Source organism: Rhodococcus sp. PAMC28707 (assembly GCF_004795915.1).
In the GTDB taxonomy this organism is placed as follows: Bacteria; Actinomycetota; Actinomycetes; order Mycobacteriales; family Mycobacteriaceae; genus Rhodococcoides.
Map to the genome: position 1 here is coordinate 3,861,336 of NZ_CP039253.1, position 26,011 is coordinate 3,887,346.

General features: G+C 64.4%; 25 protein-coding genes and 1 pseudogene. 10 read left to right on the top strand and 16 right to left on the bottom strand.

All coding sequences use genetic code 11. The features are described 5' to 3' along the window. Positions 1 to 3: 3 nt before the first annotated feature. The 15 genes from E5720_RS17540 to E5720_RS17610 all read right to left on the bottom strand — a co-directional run bounded on the left by E5720_RS17540 (position 4) and on the right by E5720_RS17610 (position 17,773). Positions 4 to 639 (bottom strand): hypothetical protein, encoded by a 636-nt coding sequence (locus E5720_RS17540; RefSeq protein WP_136171706.1) that lies wholly within the window; start codon positions 637 to 639, stop codon positions 4 to 6. Continuing rightward, entirely contained in the window at positions 636 to 2,483 is a 1,848-nt protein-coding gene (locus tag E5720_RS17545) for a TraM recognition domain-containing protein (RefSeq protein WP_136171707.1), read from the bottom strand. The genes E5720_RS17540 and E5720_RS17545 overlap by 4 nt, the downstream gene beginning before the upstream one ends. Beyond that, positions 2,480 to 2,659 (bottom strand): hypothetical protein, encoded by a 180-nt coding sequence (locus E5720_RS17550; RefSeq protein ID WP_136171708.1) that lies wholly within the window; start codon positions 2,657 to 2,659, stop codon positions 2,480 to 2,482. Before E5720_RS17550 ends, E5720_RS17545 begins: the two co-directional genes overlap by 4 nt. A 38-nt stretch (positions 2,660 to 2,697) precedes the next feature. Next, complete coding sequence (locus tag E5720_RS17555) at positions 2,698 to 4,206, bottom strand: ATP/GTP-binding protein (protein WP_136171709.1); 1,509 nt, start codon at positions 4,204 to 4,206, stop codon at positions 2,698 to 2,700. 16 nt (positions 4,207 to 4,222) lie between these two features. Next, on the bottom strand, positions 4,223 to 5,803 hold the full coding sequence (locus E5720_RS17560; protein ID WP_136171710.1) for an SCO6880 family protein: 1,581 nt from the start codon (positions 5,801 to 5,803) through the stop codon (positions 4,223 to 4,225). A 3-nt stretch (positions 5,804 to 5,806) separates the two neighbouring features. Then, complete coding sequence (locus E5720_RS17565; RefSeq protein WP_136171711.1) at positions 5,807 to 7,993, bottom strand: hypothetical protein; 2,187 nt, start codon at positions 7,991 to 7,993, stop codon at positions 5,807 to 5,809. Between the two features lie 8 nt (positions 7,994 to 8,001). Next, positions 8,002 to 8,748 (bottom strand): hypothetical protein, encoded by a 747-nt coding sequence (locus tag E5720_RS17570; RefSeq protein ID WP_136171712.1) that lies wholly within the window; start codon positions 8,746 to 8,748, stop codon positions 8,002 to 8,004. A 76-nt stretch (positions 8,749 to 8,824) separates the two neighbouring features. Next, a complete protein-coding gene (locus E5720_RS17575) occupies positions 8,825 to 9,220 on the bottom strand; it encodes a hypothetical protein (RefSeq protein WP_136171713.1) in 396 nt (131 codons plus the stop codon). 44 nt (positions 9,221 to 9,264) lie between these two features. After that, positions 9,265 to 9,861: a hypothetical protein gene (locus E5720_RS17580; protein ID WP_136171714.1), complete on the bottom strand. Its 597-nt coding sequence runs from the start codon at positions 9,859 to 9,861 to the stop codon at positions 9,265 to 9,267. Next, complete coding sequence (locus tag E5720_RS17585) at positions 9,858 to 11,537, bottom strand: peptidoglycan DD-metalloendopeptidase family protein (RefSeq protein ID WP_136171715.1); 1,680 nt, start codon at positions 11,535 to 11,537, stop codon at positions 9,858 to 9,860. The genes E5720_RS17580 and E5720_RS17585 overlap by 4 nt, the downstream gene beginning before the upstream one ends. Before the next feature lie 143 nt (positions 11,538 to 11,680). Continuing rightward, positions 11,681 to 13,741: a cutinase family protein gene (locus tag E5720_RS17590; protein WP_136171716.1), complete on the bottom strand. Its 2,061-nt coding sequence runs from the start codon at positions 13,739 to 13,741 to the stop codon at positions 11,681 to 11,683. A gap of 38 nt (positions 13,742 to 13,779) precedes the next feature. Continuing rightward, entirely contained in the window at positions 13,780 to 15,087 is a 1,308-nt protein-coding gene (locus E5720_RS17595) for a ParA family protein (protein ID WP_136171717.1), read from the bottom strand. Further along, positions 15,087 to 15,743, bottom strand: coding sequence for a hypothetical protein (locus tag E5720_RS17600; RefSeq protein ID WP_136171718.1), 657 nt, complete (start codon positions 15,741 to 15,743; stop codon positions 15,087 to 15,089). Before E5720_RS17600 ends, E5720_RS17595 begins: the two co-directional genes overlap by 1 nt. 78 nt (positions 15,744 to 15,821) lie before the next feature. Continuing rightward, positions 15,822 to 16,436 carry a hypothetical protein gene (locus E5720_RS17605; protein WP_247596026.1) on the bottom strand — a complete coding sequence of 205 codons (615 nt, stop codon included), beginning with the start codon at positions 16,434 to 16,436 and terminating at the stop codon, positions 15,822 to 15,824. A 47-nt stretch (positions 16,437 to 16,483) separates the two neighbouring features. Beyond that, positions 16,484 to 17,773, bottom strand: a complete 1,290-nt coding sequence (locus E5720_RS17610; RefSeq protein WP_247596027.1) for a hypothetical protein — start codon at positions 17,771 to 17,773, stop codon at positions 16,484 to 16,486. 733 nt (positions 17,774 to 18,506) lie between these two features. Between E5720_RS17610 and E5720_RS17615 the strand changes: the two genes are divergently transcribed. From E5720_RS17615 to E5720_RS17635, 5 genes are all read left to right on the top strand, one after another. Further along, entirely contained in the window at positions 18,507 to 19,049 is a 543-nt protein-coding gene (locus E5720_RS17615) for a hypothetical protein (protein ID WP_136171719.1), read from the top strand. Between the two features lie 56 nt (positions 19,050 to 19,105). Then, positions 19,106 to 19,465 (top strand): hypothetical protein, encoded by a 360-nt coding sequence (locus E5720_RS17620; protein ID WP_136171720.1) that lies wholly within the window; start codon positions 19,106 to 19,108, stop codon positions 19,463 to 19,465. Positions 19,466 to 19,769: 304 nt separating this feature from the next. Beyond that, complete coding sequence (locus E5720_RS22120) at positions 19,770 to 19,988, top strand: hypothetical protein (protein ID WP_247596028.1); 219 nt, start codon at positions 19,770 to 19,772, stop codon at positions 19,986 to 19,988. Continuing rightward, a complete protein-coding gene (locus tag E5720_RS17630) occupies positions 19,985 to 21,097 on the top strand; it encodes a DUF6545 domain-containing protein (protein ID WP_136171721.1) in 1,113 nt (370 codons plus the stop codon). Before E5720_RS22120 ends, E5720_RS17630 begins: the two co-directional genes overlap by 4 nt. Before the next feature lie 52 nt (positions 21,098 to 21,149). Next, on the top strand, positions 21,150 to 22,553 hold the full coding sequence (locus tag E5720_RS17635; protein WP_136171722.1) for a cytochrome P450: 1,404 nt from the start codon (positions 21,150 to 21,152) through the stop codon (positions 22,551 to 22,553). Positions 22,554 to 22,897: 344 nt separating this feature from the next. Here E5720_RS17635 and E5720_RS22125 read toward each other — a convergent pair. Then, positions 22,898 to 23,027 (bottom strand): annotated as a pseudogene (locus E5720_RS22125) (integrase core domain-containing protein); the annotation flags it as partial. Between the two features lie 10 nt (positions 23,028 to 23,037). Between E5720_RS22125 and E5720_RS17645 the strand changes: the two are divergent. The 5 genes from E5720_RS17645 to E5720_RS22135 all read left to right on the top strand — a co-directional run bounded on the left by E5720_RS17645 (position 23,038) and on the right by E5720_RS22135 (position 25,907). Further along, positions 23,038 to 23,559, top strand: coding sequence for a helicase associated domain-containing protein (locus tag E5720_RS17645; protein ID WP_136171723.1), 522 nt, complete (start codon positions 23,038 to 23,040; stop codon positions 23,557 to 23,559). A gap of 58 nt (positions 23,560 to 23,617) precedes the next feature. Beyond that, entirely contained in the window at positions 23,618 to 23,839 is a 222-nt protein-coding gene (locus E5720_RS17650; RefSeq protein WP_136171724.1) for a hypothetical protein, read from the top strand. Positions 23,840 to 23,941: 102 nt separating this feature from the next. After that, positions 23,942 to 25,102, top strand: coding sequence for a DUF1524 domain-containing protein (locus E5720_RS17655; RefSeq protein ID WP_136171725.1), 1,161 nt, complete (start codon positions 23,942 to 23,944; stop codon positions 25,100 to 25,102). Between the two features lie 171 nt (positions 25,103 to 25,273). Continuing rightward, a complete protein-coding gene (locus E5720_RS22130) occupies positions 25,274 to 25,609 on the top strand; it encodes a maleylpyruvate isomerase N-terminal domain-containing protein (RefSeq protein ID WP_247596029.1) in 336 nt (111 codons plus the stop codon). A 34-nt stretch (positions 25,610 to 25,643) separates the two neighbouring features. After that, positions 25,644 to 25,907: a hypothetical protein gene (locus E5720_RS22135; protein ID WP_247596030.1), complete on the top strand. Its 264-nt coding sequence runs from the start codon at positions 25,644 to 25,646 to the stop codon at positions 25,905 to 25,907. Positions 25,908 to 26,011: the final 104 nt, after the last annotated feature.

Sequence of the window (26,011 nt, forward strand, 5' to 3'; positions counted from 1 at the left end):
CGGTCAAGTCGCGGGGATCCATGCATTGAGCCGGGTGTTGTAGGCCCAGTCGATGTCCTCGAACGTTACGAGACTCTCCGGATCGGCGGGGTCGACCGGTTCGGCGAGACCGGAAGCGATCGCCATCTCCATGTCTTCGGCTGGGATGCTGCGGACCTCCTGCGCAGCACTGATGTCGGTCACCGGCGTTGGTTGCGTGTCCGGTGTTGGAGCCGGTGCGGGCCTGGCGGCGATGTCGGCAGCGACGAACTCCTCGATCCCGTCGAGCGTGACCGGCTCGACGATGCGGTGATCGCAATAGCTGTGCGTACAGGTCTCGAAGTCGGTGATCGCCGAGAGTCGGTTGATTACCGGCCAGAACCACTGGGTGTGCCAGGCGGTGAGATCGTCGCGGTATTCGTCGCCGCGGTAGTAGGCGTCGGTCCACGCCGCCATCAACGCCGAGAGCTCTTCGACGACGGGGCCGTGCCGATACCAGCACGGCGGGATCTTCGTGTCGAGCTGGTACCGGTCGCGTATCCAGGTTGTCCAGTCGATCAGCTCGGTCCACAGCGCGCGGGATTGCGCGGAGTCGAGATAGCGCCAGGTGAACCGGGATGGTTCGAGCTCGGTGGTCTCGGACTGTTGGGTGGTGGTCACGAGATCTGGGTCCCGTCACTGACTTTGTCGAGAACCACACCGCGAAGGCCGTCGTCGCGGCGTGGCACGGTCCGGGAACCGGCGATGTCGTCGAACGCCGCCTGGGAGCGGAGTACCGCTGCGCGGGTGTCTTTGTCGTCCCAGACAGATGGTAGATGCACCAGAATCGGCGGTGCTTGGCGGTAGATCAGCAGAGCATGATCGGGGTCCATTTGACGGATCTGCGCGGGCGTCATGATCGGTACTTCGCGCAGCGTCGGCCCACTTTGCCTGTTGCCGGAGGGTTGCCATTCGAACCGGTCGCCGAGCATTCTCGAAATCGACTGCAATTCGTCACCTTTGAGTCCGGGGAGGATCAACCGGGCGGGAGAGTTGTCGGCGAACATCTTGCCGGCGACCGGACCCCACCGGAGCTTGTTCTGTTCTTCGTTGTGGGCGTAGGCGTGAATGGTGATCCCGCGGCCACCCGAGTCCGACATCAGATCGGGCAGTCGCGGTATCGGTGCGACGTTGTTGACCTCGTCGAGCTCGAAACGGATCGGTGGATCGAACCGGCCCCCGGGCAAGGTCTGCGAATACCGGTCGGCGAGATAGTGCACTTCGGTGGCCAGGGCGGCGATGAACGGTGCTGCGGAGTTGTCCTTGCCCTTCGAGACGAGATACAGGGTGTCGGCTCCGGAGCGAATGAACTTCTCGACGTCGAACGATTCCGCCATCGGAACGTCGATGGCGCGCAGCAGCGCCGGGGAGGCGAGCGGTGCGAGAAGCCTACTGGCTGCCCCGATCATGTCGTCGGAGGAGTCGGAGCCGGAATCGAGGATCTGGACGAGTTCGGTTTCCCAGCCGGGCATCGAGCGGGCCAGGATCTCGCGTGGCTCGCGGCCTTTGCGGGAGTTGACCCACGTGCGCACCTTGTCCAGTCCTACGCCGCTCACTGCTGCAGCGTGGAGGTAGCAGCGCAGCAGGACGACGGCTTTGTCTTCCCAGTAGCCGCCGTTGGTGGTGTCTCCCATCGGCATTGCGGCAACCAGGCCCCGTGCTCGGCGGATCGCCACATCTGGATCTTGGCAGCCGGAGAGGATCGACCAGCGAATCGGGGAGGGCCATCCGGTGATGTTCTCCGGATCGAAGATCGACACCGTGCCCAGGCTGGAGCGGTGCTCGTAGGTCGCCGAGATCAGATCTACTTTCGTGGAGGTCACCAGCATCGGCCCGGGTGCGTCCATGCAGCGCTGATACGCCATACGCCAGGTCTTACCGGAACCGGTGACGCCTTCGGTGAGCAGGCAGTCGTTCTGCTTGAGGTAGACGGTGCGGTCAGGGTCGATGATGTTGGCGCCCAATGCGATCGCTACCTCGGCTGCATCGAGCCTCGATGGCCGCGTGCCCTTGAGCGATGCGCGGGTCGCGACCGCGGCCTTGCGGACACTGCTCTCGTCGATCCCGGCGCGAGCCAAGTCTTTTCTGGTGGCGAACCCGCGTTCGCCCTGCCGCCGGTGGAACGCCCGGTCCTCGATCTCGGAGCTGATCCACAGTGCTACCGCGGCGAATACCGCTCCGAGCACGAGAATGCACGCCCAGGTCACCCAGGCTGGTCCGGGCTGCGCACCGGCCGGCCAGGCCGCCGCCGGATCAGCCGGATGCGCGGCGAGCCCGGCGAAGATCGCGAACAGCTCCCGCCCGTTGCCGGGCATGGCCAGCACCTGGCCCGAGACGAGTGAGGAGACCAGCCCGCCGCCCGCGACTGCGAACACGAGGCCGGTGGCCAGTGAACCGAGCACCCACACCTCGGGTCCGATCATCGGCTCGCTGGGCCGCGGCGGCGGGGTGCGGACGGCGCTCATCGCCGGAACCCCGACTTCGGGGACACCGGTGCGGCGTGGGGATCGAGGCCGCCGAGAGCAGCGGCTTTCGCAATCAACACCGTCCACGTCAACAGAGCGTCGACGCGATCATTACTCGTCGACACCGACGACGTTGCGTCCATCCTCACTCGTTGCGATAGGTGGTGGGTAGTCATCGGTATGTCCTTTCCTCGGTGGGCCATGAAAATCCGGTTCATGCTGCTCGTGCTCCCTTGACGGCTTCGTCGGTGTTGGTCAACGCGATCTCTTCGGGGGAGCGGACGTGTTCCATCAAGATCGGGTCGGCGGAGCCGATCTTGACCAGGCATTCGCCCTGGCCGAGGCCCATGATGATGTCCACCGATCCAGGCGGGAGGTGATACATCTCCGCGGTCTCGCGGGCGTCGTCGAACCGCTCCTGCGCGAAGAGGAACACGATCCCGGCCTCCTGCATCAGTGCACGGGCGGGGGAGTCCTTGGACATGTCGGAGGGGTGATGGAACGCCGAGACCGTCGACAAGCCAAGCCCGCGTGAGAGTTTCATGTTCGAGCGGAAGACGCCGCCGGTGGAACCTTCCGCGACATGCCAGCCTTCCTCGACGATCAGGATGGTCTGTTTGGACACCGAGGAGCGCGCGGCGAGCAGGTTCGCCAGCCAGGTGTTGATGACCGTCATCACCACCCGCAGCGCCGGGCCTTCGGTCGGGAGGGCGGAGACATCGAAGTGCGCGAACGGGTGCTCGAGCGCTTTGCGGACCTCCGGTGAGGTTTCGGCGTCGACGAGTCCTTTGAGATCGCGGTCGACGAGCCGCAGCAGCGCCAACCCAGGCTCGTAGCCCCATTCGAGGGACCGCTCGGCCCAGCGCCCACCGAAATAGTCGCCGTCCCCGGGATGGGGTTCGATGAGTCTGCGCGCGAGATCCTCGAGGACCGGTGCGCGGGCGGAGAGCGCGGCGTCGTGGTTGACCCGCTCGAGCTGTCGACCGACGGCGCTCTTCTCCGAGGTGGTGAGCGGTCGTTCCATCGTGTCGGCGAGAACAGCGAGAACGAGGGCTTCCTGACCTGCGGGGGTGACGCCGTCGAGACCGCCGGCATGCTCACCGCCGGTGGTGATCGCGGGATCGAGCAGGTTCAGCCGCGCCCCGCCGCCGCCGGTTTTGAACCGCACCGATTCGACGCCGAGCGCCCGAGCGAAGACTGAGTATTCCCCTTCGGTGCCTTGGCGTTTCTTGTCGATGACCACGACCTGGCGGCCGAAGATCATCTGTCGCCAGCAGAATGCGGTCTTGATCAGTGAGGACTTGCCTTTGCCGATGTCGCCGACGACGCAGACGTTGATGTTGGAGATGTCGGTGCCGTAGAGCTCGAAGGGGTCGGTGATCACCAGATCCTGCGAGATCCGGTTGAGTCCGGTGGCGGGGCCTTGATGGCGGACATTGCGGCGGCTGATCGCCAGATTCAGTGCTTCGCTCTGCCGAGTGGTGGTCCAGGCGCCTTCGGTGCGCGGCTCGTACCAGCCGTACCGGTCGAGGATCTTGAACCGTTTCGGCGGCGTGCGGCGGGCGACTTTCCTTGGGATCTGCGCGCCCGCGTCGAGAACCTTTGGTCCGTCTCCGAGTTGCTCGCGGCCGGGACCGCCGAAGAGGCGGCTACCGGCCCGGCGGTTGGATTCTGGTCCGCGTGGGTGGGCTGCGCCGGGGCGGGTGGTGGTGCGCTGACTCATGTCGGATTCTCCTGGGCTACTTGGTGTAGCGGGTGGCCGCGAGACCGCGGGCGAAAGGGAGGGTGGTGAACAGGGCGACATCGTGATCGTCTTCCTGCCAGGTGATGGTCTTGATGGCCGATTCGTCGCAGGCCTCACCGACCCGCATGCAGGCTCGGTCCAGGTCGTCTTCGCCGCGGCCGGTGACTGCGATGGCCATCGAATAGATGACGCCGTGATGCCCGGAGCCAGGCATCAGATCGCCCCGGCGGCGCCCCGAGGCGGTCGCCATCACTTCCGCCGAACCGTCCCCGATTCGGCCTTTGCGTCGCTCGGTTTCCTGCGAGGCCTGATCTTGGGTGAAGTCCTGCTTCGCGGCCTCACGGGCGACGGTGTCGGGGACGAAATCCATTCGGACGCTGACGGTTCGGATGGTCGGCGAGGGCGGTGTCTCGTCGTCGCCGGGGTCGGGTGCAACTCCGGTGAGCAGCGGCGCGAGCCACAGCGGTCCCAGTTCGACAGGTTCGATGCTCGCCGGCGGCATCATCCCGACACGGGTATGCCAGTGCCCGGAGACGACGGCGGCGTCGCGGCCCCCGATGTAGGAGGGCCAGCAGTTCGCCCAGCGGGCGCCCTGGTGTCGATCGAGCTTGAAAGTGGGATCGATGAATGCCCGGATGACCGCGCAGGTGCGCTGCTCACCGAAGACCTCGACCCGGCCCAGGCCCGAGGAGATGAGTTTGCTGACTGCGCGCATCGTCTCATCGCGCACTACCTGCGCGATGCCGCCTTCGAAGCGGGCATCCTTGCCCCCTGCCGCGCGGGCGGCGGCGGCTTCGAACTGCTCGCTCTGCGGGAACTTGAGCACCACGTACGCGCGGTGTTCTTCGGTGTGCGGGCGGATGGTGTCGAGCAGGTTGCCGTAGGAGGCGACCGGTGCTGCCAGGCGCATGTCGCCGAGAGCTTCCACCTGGTGTCCAACCCAGTCCTCATGTTTGGTCAGGTCGGCGGGGATGGAGCGGTGCAGGAACTGGACACCGCGGATCAGTGAGGACTTACGGGCCACAGACGCACCGAACATTCCGAACTTTTCCGAGGTGCTCGCCCACGCTGCGTCGGTGCGCAGACCGCCGGCGAGACCTTGCACCGCGAGAACCACTGTGTAGTAGGCCCGCTCGCCGGGGTTGGCGGTGCGGATGATGAACATGTCATCGAGGCCGGTACCAGCGACGTCGAGGGGAGCGGTCCGCCCCAACGGCACCGGGTATTCCCAACCTGGATCGAGACCGTCCACCCCGTACGCCGGATCGGCGGTATTGCGGTAAATATGCTCACCGCGGCGGGTGCGTGACCACGTGCGCAGCCAGTGCAGCTTCTGCGCTGCGTAGGAGCGGTCCCCGAACTCCAACGTGGCGGCCAACATGCCGCCATAGAGCAAGGCCACGAACACGATTGCGAGAGTGCCGCCGACGACGAAGTAGATCAGCACCCCCACCCCAAGGGTGATCGACCAGGTCATCAGAACGGGTGCCGATAACCCTGTCATTCCGCGGCGGGCGATCTCGCCGCCGAGGATCGAGGTGCGCTGTACGTTTTCGTGCGCGGTATCGGTGGACATCGCTTACCTGCCTTCGGATTCGGATGCGGCCGATTCGGCACTGGATTTGGCTTTGTTCATTGCCGCCGATGCGGCCTGCGCTGCGATCGGTATCGCGGCCGCCCCTGATGTGGCTGCGATCGAGGCCGAACCTTTCGCGAGTTTGCCCCCGAGACGGGTCGCCATTCCCAGCTTGGATCCAGCGCCGCCGCCGGAGGCTTTCGCTGCGCCGCCGCCGTGTCCACCGGATCCGGAGTGCGTGGCCGAGGAGGCAGGGGTGGATCCGGTGTTCGCATGGGGCGCTCGTCCGGCGGCCGAGATACCGCTACCCGACGGTGTCGAACGTGGTGTCGCGTTCGAGCCGCCGACCCCACGCTTGCCGCCTCCGCCGCTGCGGCCGCGGAAGATCGCGGAGCTTCCGGCACCGCCGATCACTCCGCCCGCGACCGAACCACCGCCGCTACCGAATCCTTCGGAATCGGCCTTGGTGGGCAGAAGTGGTGCCCACTTGAGCAACCCCCACGGCGCCAATCCGACGACGACCATCGACGCTCCGACCAGTGCGAGGGCGCCGAGCGAGGTGAGGTCGCCGGATCCGCCGCCGCCGGAGAGCAGCGCATTGTTCGCACCGGCCAGCACCACCGAAATCAGCAGGAACAGCAGCGGTTTGCTGAGCACGATGCCGGCGAAGGTCATCACCGGTCGCAGGGCCTTGACCCGCCAGGTCGGGTGTACCCACATGCCGTAGCCGATTCCGGCGATGCACGCTGCGAGCGGAAGTCCGATCTGGTGCATCAGCAGACCGAGGTAGACCGACATCGCGCCGAGGAGCAGGAGGCCGAAGAAGATCAGTCCGACGACATTGCCGCCGACGAGGGTTTCGGAGTTGATCTCCCCCACCGTGTTGTAGATGTTGTCGACCATCTCGGTGACCGTGGACCCACTGGCCGCGGTGATGCCATCGGTGAGCGCTTTGGCAAGCTCGAGCAACAACTGGGCTCCGGTGGTGGAGAAGAGCATCATGACGATCCCGGCGGGCAGATAGCCGAACACGTTGCTGACCAGTTCGGAGGGGGAGCCTTTGTGCCGAGAGCGTGCGATTGCGAGCAGGACCGCGAACGACATCACCAGGATCCCCAAGCCGGTCGAGAGTGCGTACCAGGTGAGAAACCACGATGCGGTCGGGTCGAAGTCCCCGGTGCTGTTCAACCCGCGTAGGACTGCGTCGGTGGTCGAGAGCGCACTGGACTTGGTGGCGTTGACCCAGTCGTCGATCACGGTGGAGGGGTCGGAGACGAAGTCGACGACATCACCGGCCTTATCGCCGGCCCAGGACCACGCCTGTATGTAGGCCTTGCCGAGCTGATACTGCGGGGTGGACTCAATGACTTTGCCGAGGGTGTCTTTCGCTCGGTCGATGACACCGGTGTTCTGGTCGATCCAGTTGGCAGTTCCGGCGAACATCCGTCCGATCGAGAGGTTCCAGTCCTGGCATTGGCGTACGTCGCGTTCGGCGTTGGCTTTGGCGCAGTCGACGAAAAAGGCGTGCATGCAGTACTGGTCGCCCGAGCCTGCCGAGCAGGGATCGGACCACGCGGCGCCGGGTACGGCGTCGGTGCCGGGCAGCTCTTTGATTGCGGTCAACGAGTCTGCGTCCGGTGCCTGCGCCCACGCGAATCCCCAGGTGCTCCACTCTTTGATGCCCCAGCGAGTCAGATCGCCGGCGCAGGTTCCGGTCGGTGGGTGAAAGCTGGTGTCTCCGGCCGGGAACACAGTCGGTAGTGCGCCCTCCGGCGGCTCGGTGCCATCGGCGACGGTTTTCTTGGCTGTATCGACGGTGCCGAGCGCGGCGCTTTCGCTGCCGGCTTTCATGGTGGCCCCGCCGACCATGTCGACCTTGTCCTCATCGGATGCGGTCCAGTACATCAGACGGTTTTCGTTGGAGAGTGCTTGGGAGATATACAGTCCCAGGTCGCCGCCTTGTTCTCGGCAGTTCCCGGTGAACCACGGGCCGTTCTTGAATTCTTCGGTGCCGCCGATGAATTTCTTGAGATCGTCCGGGAAGTGGGCGGGCAGTTTCGTCGCGGCCTGCTGGCCGGTGACAGCTCCTGGCTCAGGGGCGGGCACCGGGGCAGCGACTGCCAGCGCGGTGGGTCCGAACAATGCGGCCAACGCGGCGACGACGAAAACGAGAACGAGACGTCGGATCATGTTCGCTCCTAGTCGATGTAGAAGGTGTAGTACCCGGTGGTCAATTGACCGCCGAGAGCGGAATCAGCTGCCGGATAGGAGGCATCCTCCGGGCGCGGGCCTTGACGGAACGACCAGTCGCGGGCCTTCCAATCCCCGTCCTGCCAGACCAGAGAGAGAGCCGTCGTCGAGTAGGTCGTCGAGACAGATACTTTTCCGGTGTCGTTGATCTCGGACTGACCGACTCCGATCGTCCAGATCGTCACCTCGGCCGCGTCCTGGGTGAACGAGGTGACCGTGACCGCGCCGGGGAGCAGGGAGAGAACGTCGTCGTCCTCGTCGCGATTGCTTTCGCTGTCGAGTGCTGCGCCGAGCGTCTGACCGGGGTCGGCGACGATCATCGACTCACGCACGGCCGCCATGTCGATGCGGCCCTGACCTGCCTGCGCGATCGCCTGGATGGTGTTGACCGCGGCCGTCGAGGCGCCTTGTTCGTCGCGGGTGTAGCCGCTGGGAACACCGTTGTTGACTGTTGTCGGCCCGTGCACGGCTCGGATGGCGTCGGCGCTGTTGCGGCCGCCTTCGCCGGATCTGTTGGTGAGCACAACGACAAGGACCAGAGCGATGGCCACCACGATGAGGGCCGCGACGCCGGCAAAGAGGACGTTGCGCCTCGGTCCTCGGCGACTATCGGCAGCGGCGGGGGCTGTGAGCGTGCCGCCGGATGGTTCAGGTCCTGAATGGTGTGCGCTGACGTTGCGGTAGTCGGTTCCCATGAGCGTGATCTCTTTTCCGCGGCGGTGCCGCATCGGGTGGGGTTGTTCGACATAGGCCGAAGGAGGTGGCGTGGGGTCAGCCCTGGACGAGGAACAAGATTGCGCCGACGATGACCCCCGCAGCGGCGGTTCCGGCGAGCCCTGCTCCGGCAAGTTTCAGGTCGGCGCTCGCGTCGCTCAAATCGCCTGGCATGCCGCGTGACTTGGCTTTCTTGAAGCTCAGGAACGAGGTCATGACGTTGAATCCGGTGACCGCAAGGGCGACGCCCCAGGCTGCGGCGAGCAGCCGTTTCCAGGTGGAGTTCAAGGCAGGGCCGAGCAGTCCGATGTCGGGGTTGACACCGTCGAATGGATTGGCCGCTTGTGCGGCCGCTACGCCGCCCGCCGCGATCGTGAACAAGACAGTGAGGGCGATGATGCCGATCACGCGTCGTGTCCGGTGAGCAGTGGTGGATGAGGGTTTTGTTTCCATCGGGTTTGCCTTTCCAGTAAGAAGAGTGCGGGGTCGGGGCTGACCTATTTGTCTTGAATGCGGCTCACCTCCCAGCCGCTGGTACCGGGGCGCAGGATGACGGCGACGATCGACTCCTCGACCGGGGAGCCGTCGAGCAGATGAGCGACGCGGTAGGAGCGGTAGGCGACCGAATCGGTCTGTGCGGGAACGGGTTCGTCGTCGCTAGTGATCTCTGGAATGAGAACCGCGCCGGCCGCTGCCCAGGCTTGCCACTGTGCGCCGGGGCTGGCCTGGGCGGTGGTGGAGGTGATCTCGCGGGCGTAGTCGGCGGTGAGCAGCGGTGCGGTGCGGGCTGCGGCGTCGTTGGGGCCGGTGTCGACGGCGGTGTCCCAGGTGAACCAAATCGTCAATGCTGCGGTGGCGACGGCGCCGGGATCGCCGCGGTCCACCGCTGCTGCAGAATTGGGGAGTGCGCTCGCAGCGCGCGGCGGTGTCCGGGTGGGGTCACCGGCGTCGGGGTCGGTAGCGCCGGGTGTCCACTGTTGCGCGGGCATTGCCGGGCCGTTGTTCGTGGCCGGCGGACTGTCGGTGCTCGCGCAGCCGGTCAGTACAGCGGCGCTCAGCGTCAGTGCTGTCAGTGCGGTGCGTGTGGTGTTCATCCGAATCTCCGTGCGCTCAGGCCGCTGGTGGGCGGGGTCCAGTTCGATACTTTGACCACGTCGCCGGACTGCGGGGCCTCGACGACGGTGTTGTTTCCGAGCCAGATGAAGATGTGGCCGGAGTGGGGTTGGATGATGTCGCCGGGTGCCAGCTCGGCGGGAGTGGCGACGATGCGGCCGCGGTTATCGGCGATCTGCGCCGAGTCCTGATGGGGGAGAACGATCGAGCCGCCGGAGGCCTGCGCGACCGCGTAGAGAACGAGCCCGGAGCAGTCGAAGCCGATCTTGTTGAAGTCGCCGATCATGTCCGCCGTGCCGCTGCCGTCACTGACTCCTTTGGTGGGTCCGCCCGCGTCTCCGCCGCCCCAGGCGTAGGTGGTGCCGAGCCATGCTGTCGCGGCGGCGACGACGTTCTGCCCGAACGGGCCACCGGGGACCAGTCCCGGACCGCTGTCGGCGATGGCTACGGAGAATTCTTCGGCGGCGCTGCGCGGGATCTTCGCGACGTAGTCGAGGGTTTCGGTGTTCTGGCAGACCTGGCCGCCGGCGAGGGTGTCGCCGGGCCCGCAGTTGTACATCGAGAGATACAGCTCGGTCAGATCACCGCGCAGTGTCCCGGCGGCGAGGCCGTCTTTAGCGATGCCGGCGAGTTCGCAGTCGTAGGCGGCCTGGCTCATCACCGCGTCGGCGATGCTGCGGGTGTCTTTGCGGCCGTCACCGTCTCCGTCGACGGCCTTCGTTGCCCAAGTGGCGGGCATGAACTGCGCGGGCCCGTCCGCGCCGGATTGTGCATTGTGGGCGCCGGTGTTGAAGTTTCCTTCTTGTTTGAGCTGCGCGGCCACGAGGGGGGCGGTGACTTCGGCGCACACGGTGCCGGCTTTGACCACCCACGGTTCGAACTCGGCCGGTACCGATCCGGGGCGTAGTCCGGTGGTGCCGACGGGTTGTCCGCAGCCGGGCTTGACCGAGGCGGCGAGTTTCACGTCCCGGCTCGACACCGATGATTTCGGTGTCGTGGACGGGCTGGCGGCAGGGGCGGCGAGTACGTCGGTGCCGGCGTCCGGCGGCGACTGCGCGGTGGATCCGGCGAGCCATCCGACGGGGTCGACCGGGCTCGAACCCGGCGCGAGGCGGGTTCCGGGCCAGACCTCGAAGTGCAGATGTGGGCCGGTGGATTGTCCTGCGTTGCCGACCTTGCCGATCGGGTCACCGGCGGCAACGATCTGGCCCTGAGCGACGCCGACGCCGTCATCGTTCATGTGGCCGTAAACAGTGGAGAGTGATTGTCCGTTGACGACGGTGTCGATGATGATCCAGTTGCCGAAGCCGGTGGCGTGGCCGGCTTCGGCGACGGTGCCGTCGGTGGCGGCGTGGATCGGGGTGCCGATGGGTGCGGAGTAGTCCTGGCCTTGGTGGCCTTCCTGTGCGCCGGTGACCGGGTTGGTTCGCGGCCCGAACCCGCTGGTGGCTTGATAGGTGCCCTCGCGCAGGGGCATGAGGACCGTCCCCGAATGCGCCGCGGTGTTACTGCCGGCCGGTAGGCAGGTGCCTTCGTCTGCTGGCGGTGTGCGATCTCCGGAGAGGGCAGCGAACAGGGCGGTCGCGACGAGGACGGCGACCAGTACGGCGCCGAGCGTGCCGATGCCTTTCCCGCTGCCGTGCTGCGATGCTGCCATGGTGCATGTCCTCACGATCGAGTGCGATCAGTGCCCGCCCGGACACCTTCTTCTGTGCTGCAATGTGTTTCGGTTTCGTGCTGGTTCTCGTCTCGGCTGCCCGCCCGGCCGCCGATATGAGGGTGGTTGTCGTCGAAGAGTGCTCAGCCGCCGATCTTTTGGGTGAAAAAATCAACGAGCCATTGCAGGGCGCTACGGCCGGTGGAGTCGACGGTGAAATCGGCGTAGGACTGGTGCGCGCCGGACGCCAGAAAGGTTGCTGCGTCGACGCCGGCGCCGACCAGTTCGGCCGCGTCGCCGGCGCCCGGTGAGGATGAGAGGGAGACGAGACTGCCTGTCAGCCCGGCGAAGTCGCCGGTGGAGGCTTGTTGGCCGATAGCCACGGACTGCCCGGTCGCCTGGGTCTGCGCGCCGAGCTGGTCGGGACTGGTCTTCGATGCCGACCCGGAGAGGACGCCCACGGCGACGGATGCGAGATCGAGTCCGATCGGCAGGAGTTCGGCAGCAGCGGCGAGGTTGCCGGTTTCGATGATCTTCCAGGCGACTTCCTGGATGGCGCCGACGTCGTTGGCGAGGCGAATGACATCGACGTTGCCGAGCAGACCGAGGACCAGTGAGGCGATCTGTGCCGATCCGGACGGGTCGGGAATCATCGCCACCAGCCCCGAGAGGGTGCGCAGGTCGACTCCGGCCGCCATCTTCACGATCGGGGCGAACTGGTTGTTGAGCTCCCCGGCGATCTGGTGTGCGCCCTGGACGTCGAGGGCCGCGACTTTCTGCGGTAGAGCGATGAGATTGTCGACGATGCCCTGGTAGTCCATGGAGGTGAAACCGTTAGCGACGTTGACGATCTGGTTGACCACGGTTTTCGGTTTGAGGAGCGAGAGGACCTGTGTCGCTGAGGTCAACGCGTCCGGGGAGACGGATTGCAACGGTGCGATCTGACCGGTGAGTGTCTGCGCGGTGTCTGCCAGTCCAGCGGTGGTGGCGGTGCCGCCGAGCACCGAGGATGCGCTGTCCGCGATCGCGGTAGCCGACTGCACGGCCCCAGGAAGGTCGATCTGATCGAGGGCATCGAGGACTGTGGAGGTGTGTGCTTCCGGGGAGCCGGCCGGTGCGGTATCGAGAGCCGATCGGATGCCGGGGTTCGCGGCGATCATCGACTGCGCGTCCGCGACCGGCGTCAAGGTGTTCAGCAGCGACGTTGCGGAGGCTTCGACACCGGCGACCTGCGACTGGCTTCGGTTGGCGCCGACGGACGCCGGGAGCGTGCCGATGCGCTGTCCGAGTGTGGTGGCGGTGCTCGCCGCACCGGTGAGGTCGACGCGGGAGAAGTCCGAGACGAGCGAGGACGCGAGATCCGCAGTTCCCCCCGTAGTGGTGCCGGCCTGAGCTGCACCGGGTGTCGCAGCTTCGGAGCCGGTCACACCGCCCTGCGCAGCGCCGCCGCTGGTCAGCGATACCGACGCGGCGGCGGAAGACTCGGCGGGCTTGTTGGCGAGGACCTTGCCCAGTCCGGCGAGTAGGCCGTCGCTGCCGGCGTTCGTGGAGCAGTACAGATCGGTCGGGGCGCAGAACTGCTTGACCAGCGGTGCCAGCGATCCGAACCCTTCGGGCCGGACGCCGCCGATGCCCTGACCGTCGACCTTCGGACCGACCAGCGTGCCCCCGGCCGTGCCCTGGTGCGGGTCGGCGACCAATCCGACACCGAGGATCCGGGCCGCTGGGATGACCCCTGTCCCGTTTCCGATGTCGGCTGCAACATCGCCGGCCGCGTCGGCGCCCTGGGAGTAGCCGGCGAGCAGGAACTTCGAGGCCGGGCAGGCGGAGGTGAAGATGTTGTTGATCGAATTCTTGCCGGTTTGTTTGCTGCCAAAGTAGGTGCGGCCCTGATCGAACGCCGATGCCGAGTACGCCGGGTAGTACACCTCGATGGCGTTGCCGTACTTCTGCTTCAAGGAATCACCGACCATCGCGAGCATGCCCACCGGAGTGCTCGGGTTCGCGGCTGCGTTCGTCTCCCACGTCCCGGGTGTCATGACGGCGACATACTTCGCGCAGCCCGTCGCCGCGGTCTGCGACGGGGCCGCCTGCACCGGCGCGGCGGCCGAGAGGAGTACCGCCAAGACCGCCCCAGCGGTGGCAGCCGAGCGTGCGGCGCGGCGGCGCCGCGGGCTACCGGCGAGAGGGGTCCTGCGGGTCATGGCGTCTCCTCGGACAAATCGGGGTGGGGTGAAGTCGGTCAGGCGCCGCGGCGGCCGCGGCGACGTTCCCACTGCGAGAGCTGCGGGAGGTCGTTTTCGGGATGCCGATACACCGGCTCGGGGGCGAAGGAATCGCTGTATTCGAAGGCTGCCTGACGCCGCGCGGCACCGAGCGTGTCCGCGACCAGGGCGGTGACGTTGGTGTACGCCTCGATCGTCGAGGCGGGCAATTCCTTGTAGTTGATCCGGTCCCCGCGAGCGAGTGCAGGCTCGTACGGCGCTTCGACGAAGTTCCCCTCCAGCACGCCGAGATCGCGGAGATCGTCGTAGATCATCGCCGACAGTTCCGGTGAGGAATCCGGTGTCATGCAGGTCACCACGACCGTGGAGGCCAGCAAGTGGCCGTAGCCGCGGGCCGCGATGCCGTCGAGCATCTGATAGACCTGCTTGGCCATGTCCATTCGCAGCGGCAACGGCACCACCAGTGCGTCGGAATGTTGGACCGCCCACTGCCAGTTATCAGCGAGGGGATTGTTACCGGTGTCGACGATGATCAGATCCCGGTGCCGACGGAGCACGGCCATCACTGCGGCGCATTCATCCCAACCGATGCTGCGGGACTGGGTTGTCGAATTGTCCGAGGCCAGAATGTCTTCCATCGTCGGCTGGCGGCGCAGGAAGGAGTTCAGTGAACCGGACACCGCCGAGGATGACGCCAGCTCACCGGCGTGGGCGAGGAGATCCCACACCGTCAATTCCGGGTCGGTGGTCCGCGCGGCGCGGTCACCGAGGCTTCCGGTGGATTCGCACGCATCCCATACCGTGACACCCTGACCACGATGTTTCCCGAAGGTGGCACCGAGCATGACTGAGGTGATGGTGTTGCCGGATCCACCTTTCGGGTTGATCACCGACACCACCGAGCATCCTGAAAGTGGCTGTTGCACAACGCTGACCGACTGACGAAATCGGACTTCGGCGGAGAGGTGCTTGGGGCGCATCTTCGCCCCGAGAGCTGCGTTGAGCCGCCCGCGCAGTCCCCACGCTGCGGGTTCTGCGGTCAGATCCTCTTCCCGGCGCTCGAACATCTTTGCGCGGTAGAGCGTTTCGGGATCTACATCGGGAGCCTCGATCGCCGCCAGTGCGTCCTGCCCGACGCCGTAGGGGTCGGGTGTGAGGTCGGAATGGGCGCTCTCGTTGTCGGCCGGGTTGGCAGCTCCGGGGCGGCGTAGACGCTGATTGCGCAGGTTCACCGCCGATTCGGCGTCGTAGCTCGCGACTGGGTCGACCACTTCGTTCGCGGTATCGATGTGGTCGTCGTCGCGGTGCGGTTCGCGGGAGGTCATCACTGCACCTCCGTGCCCTCGTCGACGAGTAGATCGGTGAGCCGGATCTCCTGCCAGGCGCGATGTCCTGGGACCTCGCACCACACTGAGGCGGGGTTCTCGTCGGTGATGTCGAGTTCTGCGAGGTGGACGCCGTGCTTGGCGGCGACGGCTGCGATGCGGGCGCCGTCGACGTCGGGGTTGGAGATATGAAGGATCAGGCGGATCGCGGGGACGCCCAGTTCCTCGCGTAGTTTGCCGGCGAGGAACGCGGCCTTGCCTGCGGCGGAGTCGTCGGCGGAGACTTGGTCACCGCGGCGGAAGATGGCGTCCTTGGCGTGGAATGTTCCGTACCAGGCTGTTTCTTCGCCGTCCCCGACGACTGCGAAGCTCCCGCGTTCGTCGCCTGCGGCGTAGAGCTTGATGAGCGGCGCGGAGGCTGCGGCTTCGGCGACTTCGTCGGTGACCTGTTCGGATTCTTGGGTGCGCAGCGCGTCGTAGTCGCGGTCGAGCTGTTTGTAGAGCTCTCGTTTGATCTTCGGCCACATCGACCGTGTGAACAGCCCCGCCGCTTCCGCCCATGAGCGCAATGCAGTGGTGTCGGCGGCGCGCAACTGCTCCTGTGCTTCTTGGACTGCGGCGGCTGCCTGATCCCATTCGAGCGATGCGCTGGTCATGTCTCTGGTGTTCCTTTCTTCGGGCTGCTCACCGCGCCGGGTGGCGGTGTTCTCGCAGTTCGGGGCTACTGGCGGGGTTCAGGCAGGGTCGATGGAGGCGATGACGTAACGGCCGTCGACGGTGGTGGTGGTGATGCGTTGGCGGTACTGCACCCCCGGGCCGTTCGGGCCGCTTTCGGTGAGGGTGAGGGTGAAGACACCCGGCCGGAGTGGGTCGATATCGAGGCAGTACGTCGTACCGGCGGCGACGGTGGCGATACCGGCATCGAGATTCGCGACGACGGTGAACGGTGCTGTCGGCGGCGCTTCGGGGGAGATCAGGGCGTGAGCGGCTGCGCCGGAGCGCTGCACGTAGTAGGCGTGCTCGAACGCTGCGATGGCTCCGGTTCCGCTGTCCTGATTACCAATCGGCATTGAGCAATCAGGTCCGGCAGGGGCCGCGGTCGTTGTCGGTGCCGATCCGGTTGTCGATGCTGTCGCCGTAGTTGAACCCGCTGTCGGGGAGTCGTCGCCGGAGAACGCGGCGACGAGGGCGCCGGTCAGTAGGGCGCCGACGGCGAGGTAGGCGAAGAGAAGCTTGGGTCGTCGGCGACGGGAGCGGCCGGTCGTTGATCGGGGTGTGCCCGATGGCATCCCCGACCGGCTGGGGCCGGTAGCGGGGGCGATCGGGGATGCCATGGAGCGTCGCGACATCTGGCTGGGTCCTTTCCTGGCACATGTGTTCTGGCGGGACGTGACTTTTACGCGGGCAGAAGGTTCGCCTGCAGGTCTGCGAGGGCGGCGTTGGCCTGGTCGAGTACAGGTGCGGCGGCGGTGTTCACCGCAGTGACCGTGTCCGCGACGGTGGGCTGTTCGAGGACGGTGGAGGTGAATCCCTGAACCGCTTCGTAGGCCGGTTCGGTCCAGACCGACGAATCGGCGTCAGCGCGCTCGATGATCGGTGCGGCGCTTTCGGCCGCCGTGTTCGCCTGAGCGAGGAGAGTCGGGGCGTCGAGGGTGAGCGGTGCCGGGATCGCCGGGAGTTGATCGGCATCAGGTCCGGATGGTGGTGCTTCGAGAGTCGGTGGCGCCTGCGGTGCGGGTTCTTCGATCACCGTTGCTTCGCCGCCTGCAGCGGCGGCGCCGAGTACACCGCCGGTGACTGCGCCGATTGCGGTGGTGGCCAGCACGATCGGTGCGGACAACGCTGCACCGACTCCTGCTCCGGCGACAGCTCCCGCACCGGGGATGAACACGTAAACCTGCGGTGCAACGGGGATGACCGGTACTGCGGCGGTAGCGCCGATAGCCAATCCGATTGCTGTGCCGGTTCCGGTGATCACTGCGGCAGGTGCGAGGCCGGCCAGCAACCCTGCGGTAGCGCCCCCGATGGCACCGGCGGCCGTGCCGGCGGCGATGCGATCCGCACGCGGCGCATCGGCCAGACCTTGATCGACGAGGAAGTTTCCGCCGTCTGCCTGAACGGCTTGCAGGGTGTCGCTGACCTGACGGGCGAGTGTCGGATCGACGACGGCCGGGTCGTACGGGACGGGATTCGCTCCGACCAGAACGGTGTTCTCCGGCGTTTCGATCGGCACGATCTTCGTCCGCTTGATCGTCGGGGCAGGCGCAGGCTCCGGTTCCGATGCAGGACCAGGGGTTTCGCTGCCGCCGTCCTGGCCTAGGCCCTGGACCGGGGCTGGGGCGTTCTCGTAGATTGCCGGGGCGGTGTCGTAGGAGGGTTGCTGGCGGCCCGCGTTGTAGTCGTGGACAGTCCGTGACTCGGAGTAGTCGTAGAGCGGTGTGTAGCCGGGCAAGTACTTCGGCCCTTCGGTGACCACCGGTGCCGGCGTCACGGGTGCGGGCGTGGTGGTCACTCCAGGTTGCGAACCCTGCGGGCTTGTCACTCCGGGTTGCGACGGTGCAGCGTTGGCGGGCCCGGCAACCGTCAGGCTGGCGATCGTCACCGCTGCTACCGCCGGAAGAGCCTTGATAATCCGGTCCCGGGTTTTGTGTGAGCGGTGCCGTGCGGGTTCTGGATTCGTTGTCATCGTGTCGATCCCTTCCTGGTGCGACCCGTTTGAGGGGCCGTTCTGGTGAATTCGATTGCGAAGCAGTCTTTCTGGCAACCGGTTGTTCTGGGATAGCTCAATAACCGAAGAGTCTTGGTACTGCTCGGATAAGAGGCAGTGGAGGGAGTGGAGGGGGTGGCCTGATAGGCCCGCCCTGTCAAAGCAGACCGGGACTGTCGCCCGGACCCTCACGTCTGCGCGACTGCATGAACGTTCGGAGCGACCCACTCGGCCAGCACGGTGCCGCCATCGCCGAGGTGTTGATGTGGACCGGCGTGGTGTGGTTCGCGGTCGCACGAGCGGGTCGTTCCAAGTCTTTTGTTTGTGATTCGGTCCTGGCAGAAACTCGGAGTGCGCACCGCTGAGACGCTGTGGTCGCGCGTACCTGAGTTCGAGGGTCTGCTCATCGCGCCATCAGGTTCGATTGCCGCTTCGTGGTCACTCCGATACCCCCAACGGGTCGTGGTTTCTCATCGCTTCGAGCAAAGCTAGCAAAGAAAAGAAGAAAAAAGAAGATTAAGGCAAGTTTCAATCGATATCGGGCTGTATTTCCGTTGGCAATTAGTTGAATCTTCTTTTTATTGCTGTGTTGGACGAATGCGCCTATGGTGATGCCGTGGACGGTCCTGGACGGTTAGCTCAGAGTGTGTGGAAGCGCCGCACCGAGTTAGGCCTTAGTCGGCCGGAGGTGCATAAGCGAGGAGGGCCGTCGGTGCCTACCCTGAGAGACCTCGAAGCCAAAACCGAGCGCACGGTGTCAGCTACGACTTTGAGCAAACTCGATATTGGGCTGAACTGGGAGCCTGGAAGCGCAGCCGAGGTCTTGGACGGTGGCAAACCGCGCGCTCTGCGCGTGGAAGCCATAGGGAGAGCAGCGAGCGGCCCGGATGTTGTCTCGGTCGGCATTCCCGTTCTTATCGAGCTTCTGAGTGTCTCCCAGAGCCTCGAAGCGGTGTCCACCGATCGTCGGGATATCCCTGAGCTCGAACAGCTCTCCGACAGACTGGCTGCCGCTCTGCATCCTGTTTACGGCGAATATGTAACCGGATTGTTCGAAGCGAACAAACGCGAACACGGTTCCCTGTCACCGATTTTTGCAGTCTTCGGGCATCTGCTCGATGAACCCAACGACTCTGACGATTCGATGGAGCGGGAAGAGCGCGCGTATAGAAGATGGCTTGCGGGCCGTGACCAAGAGCTGTCGGACGACACTCGGTCTCGCTTTGAACAGCGTTTCGAGGGGGATGCACAGTGACGTCAGACGGTTCGACGCTACCGCCGCTGGATGCTCGCTTAGACATGCTATTTCGTGTGTGGCTGGCTCCGGATGGTTGCGAGCGTCACTACGCAGAAGTTGCTCGTAATCTGCAACGGTTGGGAGTCTTGGCGAGCGCCGTCGACGTCGAACAGTGGCGGACCGGTGAGTCGCGACCTCAAGGCTCGGCGCTCAAGGCGGTTGCCGACGTCTTCCCTGGCGACACCAATTTCGATTACCTCACATCCGATCAGCGAGCGGTGGCCATACACGCACAGCTGGCACTTGTTGTGGAACTGGTAGAGGGCCGAGTGAAAGATGTCAGGTTGCGAAGCGAACACGAAATCATCGACAGACAGGAGTTGACTGAGCTGTTGAAACAACTGCGAGAACATGGACCGGCAAGTCAGGCATAATGATTGACACAAAACACCTCTGCGGGGAGGGGATTACCGAGTGGAAGAATCAACGCAGCGCGTCATACTCACGTCGCGCGCGATTCGTGAGCTGGTACCCACGCCTTGGGACCGCCACAAATTTGTCACTGCCGTCGGCGTATTTCGCTGCCGATCGATCAGTTTGGCCCCGGTCGAATCGACTGCTCTTCGCAGCCTTCCATGCGGGTTGTGGGTCGCCTTCGAAGACCGGGACGAAATCGTTTACGACGCAGCATCATCCGAGTATCAAATCGACCAAGCCATCATGCACGAGGTTGGGCACATGGTTCTCGACCATCACGCGCAAGGAGTGGCATTCGGAGCGCTTGCGGAATTGCTACCGGACATCGATCTGACTGCCCTGAAGTTCGTCATGGCACGCAGTAACTTCGATGATGCACAGGAGAGCGAAGCGGAGCTTTTTGCTGATCTTGTCATGGCGTCCGCGGTGTCGCCGTTTCGTCGATCCAGCGTCATGACGGACTTCTGGGGCCGGCAGTGACGTCGTCAGTATCGGCGTTGATCGCGTACCCCATCCTCGTCTTCGCGGCGTTGGTCATTGCTGGACGTGCAGTCCTCGCTGGGAACGCTCGCTCCTCTCGACGTGTGACGACAGCAGTAACCTTTCTACTATTGTCAGGTTTGTTGCGTGAGCGCGCAGTTCAAGAGCAGATCGCACTCCGAATGTCGGGAACCATCGATGTTCCCCTGGTCCGTCAGATAAGTACCGTCATGCTGATGCTTGCAATGGTTCCCCTGGTGGTGATGGGCGCGCGTTGGGTGGTCGGTAACCGGAGTGAATCCTGGAATCGTCGAATCCTTTTTCTGGCAGCCCTGTCTGCGGTAGCGCTCCTCGTGGTCGGCACTCGTTCGAGAGCAACCGGGCAATACATCGACGTCACGCCGGGGTGGGAAACGATTGTCTATTTCGGACTTTTTTCGGCGTGGACTGCTGCGATGGCATCGCTATATTTGAGTGTCGCCATAAGAGAACTTCGGCACGGTGGTTTGCCGCGCCGGTATGTTGTCATGATCGTGGCGCTTGCGCTCCTGTCGCTATGGGGTGTCGAGGAGTCGGTGTCCATAGCGATCAGTGGGATGGCTGCGGGATTGGGGCTCGCTCAGACTTTCGTGCAATGGCGGGTTGCGGCCAACGAGAACAACTTGATTTTCATCTTGCTGCTTGGCGCGGGATACACAGCGGTTCCTCTTGTGCATCGGTTGATGGAATTGGCTGGTCTCGACAAATGGTCTCGGGCGTACAACGGATTACTTCCGATGTGGGCTGACCTCACCAGCGCTTGTCCGGAGGTGCTGCTGAGACAATCAGGACTGAATTCCAATCCACGCCAACGGACCCATCGCAGGAGCGTCGAGATCCGAGACGCTCTCAGCGTCCTTGGACGATTCAACTGTTATCAATCAGCAGGCTCCGATATCGAATCCCGATTGGCGTCCGCTATCGCAGAGTCTGCTGAAATGAGGCGGTCAGGCGCTCTTCCTGGCCAGTTCCGTTCATTTCCAATACGTTCGGCGACGCATCTTGCAGACGAGATCAGCGTCCTGGAATCGCTGGCGACACACTGGCCGCTTGAGCCTGCCAAGCCCTAAGCTCACGCACGGTTGAACGCAGAGGAGTAGATATATCAATGGGGGAGAACCAATGACTGTTACCGATTCGAGAGCCCTCCGGGCGCGCGATCGGATTTTGCCGCATCCGCCCCACCGGATCCCCATCCTCGGCGACCTGTGGGACTTGCATGTCACCGATTCGAGCCAGTGGGGTATGCGTGGTGCGCAGAAGTATGGCCCTATATACGAGCGCAAGATCCTCGGCGCCCGCGTGACCTACGTGTCGGGACCCGATCTTGTTGCCGAAGTCAACGACGAGGCGACTTGGGCCAAGTTTTTGGGCGTGCCCATTCGAGATCTGCGGTCCATCGCTGGAGATGGGTTGTTCACCGCGCACAACTCGGAAGAGAACTGGGCAAAAGCACACGCGATACTGGCACCGGCATTCACACAGTCGGCGATGCGCACATATCACGATGCGATGACTCAATCGACCCGAAACTTGTTGCGTTACTGGGATGACCAGCGCCCCGGCACCTGGTTCGACATCCCAGCTGACATGAACAAGCTTGCGCTGGAGATCATCGGTCGAGTCGCTTTCGGTTACGAGTTCGATTCGTTTGCTCAAACAGAGCCGCACGACCTGGTAGTACGAATACTTCGTTCGATGCGGTATATCAACCGCGCGGCGTACTCACACCCACTGGTGGAGGCAACTGTTTTCCGGTCCGAGCGCGACCAGCACCGGGACGATGTGAGAACAATCCACCGACTCGTCGACGACATCGTTGCGGCTCGACGGGCCGGTCGTAGCCGCGGATCCGAGGGGGACTTGCTCGACTTGATGTTGAACAAGGTCGATCCGGAGTCTGGGGAACCGTTGTCGGATAGAAATATCCGTAACCAGATCCTCACGTTCCTGGTGGCCGGCCAAGAAACTTCAGCGGGGGTGTTGGCGTTCGCGCTTCACTACCTCTCGATCAATCCGGATGTCGCCGACAAAGTTCGGGGTGAGGTCGAAAATGTCTGCTCCGAAGGTGAATTAACGTTCGAGCACGTCGGAAAGCTGCGGTATCTCCGACGAGTGGTCGACGAGACTCTGCGTCTGTGGCCCGTTGCACCTGGCTATTACCGCAAGGCCCGCAACGATACGACGGTTGGGCAGCATCCCTTCGAAGGAGGGGAGTGGGTGTTTGTGGTCTTGCTGCAGCTGCATCGAGACAAGGCGTGGGGTGAGGACGCGGATGAGTTCAACCCCGACAGATGGTCGCGTGACCGCAGACCGGCCGATCTCCAGAATCTATACAAGCCCTTTGGAACTGGGATCCGAGCCTGCATCGGGAGGCAGTTCGCCTATCACGAGATACTTGTTGCGCTGGCGTTGATTGTGAGCAAATGCAAGTTCGAGCCCAAGCCTGAGTACGAGCTGCGGGTCAACGAAACCATTTCTCTCAAGCCAACCGGTCTAACAATGTCGGTCATCCAAAGCGGATGATAGGAAGATTGGCTGTCCGGGTACAGCCGAGGCAACAAGAAATATGGCCGTGTCTCATCGTTGGACGGGCACTCGAAGTCGCTGTCAGCGACACCGATCGGTGTCGCTGACGCCCATAGCTAACCACATTCGCGGCAACGGATTGCCGTTGATCACGGCGCCGAGCAACGGCCCCCTCATCGAATGCGTTGGCGCAGGAACCGTGGTGGTTATGAAGTGGGTCGTCGACGCGTTGATCCGTCCCGGCATTTCCGGAGGGCTCACTGTGTGAGTGCCTCCTCCGGACTGAGGATGCGCGTCCGATCGTAGTGGAGTTGCTCGGCGTGGTCGGGTGTGAGGTCATGGCAGTAGCTGTGGGGGCGTTCGCGGTTGTAGAACGCGACCCACTGTGCGGTGGCCAACGACAATTCTGCGGCGCCGGGGTAACGAGGACCGTTGTCGACGAGCTCGTTCTTGTAGTCGGCGTGTCGATTCGCGGTAACAATTGGGTGGATTAGCCGGTCAACAGGCAATCGCCGACCGTTCCGATCGATGCCGCGATGCCCTCCTGCGCCAAACGCTGCCCGAACGCAATCGCCGTGTACTGACCAGGTTCAACCGGTCGACGCAACACCTCGAGCTGCTGCGCTCGTACGCGCAAAGGGAGGGGCACACCAGTGTTCCCGTCGACTTAATTGTGGACGGTTTGAAGCTAGGGCAATGGGCCAGACTCCGTCGCCGCGAACACACGAGGCTCAGCGCCGAAAGACAAGCGCAGCTGGTGGTCATCCCCGGATGGTTCTGGGGCACCAAAGCCGACCAAGTCTGGAGCCAGAAGTTCGAATTACTCGCACGGTACGACGACCGCGAAGGTCACATAAAACCCCCAGACGGTCACATCGAGCAGGGAGTCAAACTCGGCGGCTGGGTTCGAGAACAGTGGCGAGGGAAAGAAAAGATGCCCGTCGAGCGATCAGCGAAACTGGAGTCGTTGCCCGGCTGGAACTGGGGACGCGAATCGACCTAGTTCGACCTTGGACTGACAAGAGGGGGCGGTCGCAAAAATACCCGCCCACCGGACTGCATTGGCCAGATTAAACTGCGCCGGAGATCTGAGCGGGACCGTCGAGGATGCAGTCACCCGCTGCGCCGCTGCAGTGCAAGTCACCCTCGCCGAAGCCGTGCTCGACGCACAGCAATCCGCCGAACTGGTGGTTCTCGACCACCACGGCAACACCCTGTACCAGCAGGTACTGAACCCGATCGAGCCAACGCCGACGCCGTCAGTCTCGTTGAACTGGCGATAGACGCTGAACGGGATAAGCCGGGACGTAACGGTCGTCATCAGCGCCCGATACGGTATCGACCGACCTCGCTTGTCAACGTTTTTACCTATTGGGGGAGAACCTGTGTCTGATTTCGATTACCCACCGCCGACGCCACCCGCATCGAAGGGGCGGCGGAAGTGGCCGTGGATCACCGGCGCGGTCGTGTCCGGCTTGCTGATCATCGGTGTGGTGGATCCGACGGGGTCGAGGGACACCGCCGCGCAGGAGGCGGCCGTAGCGGCAGCATCCGCCACGACGACCAGCACCTCGAAAGCTGCCATCGCTACAACATCGCCCGTGGCTCCGAGCTCCGCCGCGACTACACCCGAGTCGATGCTCGCACCCGTACCGGCTGCGTTGGCGGTCGAGAACGCAGATGGTGCCAATGCTGCACTCACACTGCTGGCAACGTTGCCGATCAAGGGGCGAGCCCCGAAGACCGGGTACGACCGAGAGATGTTCGGGCAGGCGTGGACCGACGATGTCACGGTCGAAGGTGGGCGCAATGGCTGCGATACGAGAAACGATATTTTGCGGCGAGATCTCACCGCGATCACCGTGAAGCCGGGGTCCAACGGATGCGCGGTACAAACCGGCACCCTGGCCGATACGTACACCGCAACCACCATCAGCTTCGTCCGCGGCACCGACACCTCCAGCGCTGTGCAAATCGACCACATGGTCGCACTGAGCAATGCGTGGCAGACCGGTGCGCAGCAACTCGACCCGGCCACGCGGGCGAACCTGGCGAACGACCCGCGCAACCTGCAGGCCGTCGACGGCCCGGCGAACCAGCAGAAGAGCGACGGCGACGCCGCGACCTGGCTCCCCAGCAACACCGCATACCGGTGCACCTATGTTGCTCGGCAGGTTGAGGTGAAGGCCGCTTACGGACTGTGGGTCACTCAGCCCGAGCATGATGCGATCACCCGCGTCCTCGGAGACTGCGGCGGCGCGGTTCCAGTCGCGGCGCCCGCGCCCGTTGCGGAACCCATCGCACCGGCACCCGCACCTGCTCCGGTAGCACCTGCTCCGGTAGCACCTGCTCCTGCTCCCATAGCGCCAGCCCCAGCACCCGCTCCGGTGGCACCAGCACCGCTGGTCGAGGCACCTGCACCTTCGAGCGTGTACTACCAGAATTGCAGCGCCGTTCGTGCAGCCGGTGCCGCCCCTATCCGGGCCGGACAACCCGGATACAGCTCCAAGCTCGACCGCGACGGTGACGGCATCGCCTGCGAGTAACGCCGTGGATGCCTGCCAATCACACGACCGCTGACCACCACAGAACCCGCACTCCGCCCTCCCCGGCAGAGTGCGGGTTCTTCCGTTTCTGGCCCGGCCGGGATCGATGCGCGGTTCACGACCGGGTAGCGGTCCGCAACTTCGAGGCGCGCTCAAGTAGCCTCAGCGATCGTGACCGACCTCATCGATCTGGCGGCGGCCGAACGCCGTGATCTGGCTGACTACCTTGACACGTTGACCGAGGACGAATGGGAGCAGCAGTCACTATGTTCCGGATGGACGGTTCGAGACGTGGTCGCACACGTTTCGAGCTTCGACGTGCTCAGTTGGCCGGCACTGTTCGCGGTGTTCGCGCGCTCGAGATTCTCACTGACGCGCTGTAATCAGGCTGGCGTCGACGACGCCCGCCCGCCCGCTCAGTACCGCGCAACTGATCGCGCGGCTGCGCACTCATACGGTTCCGCGGGGACTCACCACGATGTTCGGCCGCGCCGTCGCTCTAACTAATGCGCTCGTCCACCAGCAAGACATCCGCCGGGCCTTGGACCATCCACGCACAGTCCCCGCGCAGCGGCTGGTCGCGACCCTGAACTTTGCGCCGCGCGCGCACTCTCTGCATGCGCCCTCCAACATGCGGTGCCTTCGACTTGTCGCGACCGACGTCGACTGGAGCCACGGAGCTGGATCCGAGGTGACCGGCCCCGCAGAAGCGCTCCTGATGGTCCTCGTCGGACGAGAGCCGGGACTCGTCGATCTTGCAGGCCCCGGTCTCCCCATTCTCACCAAGCGAGTGACCACTCACTGAGGGCTCGGGTAGCCGCCTGCGACGCTGACCACCACAGAACCCGCACTCTGCCTCCCCGGCAGGTGCGGGTTCGTTTTTTCTCTCACCAGAGCCCTGCGCCAGTT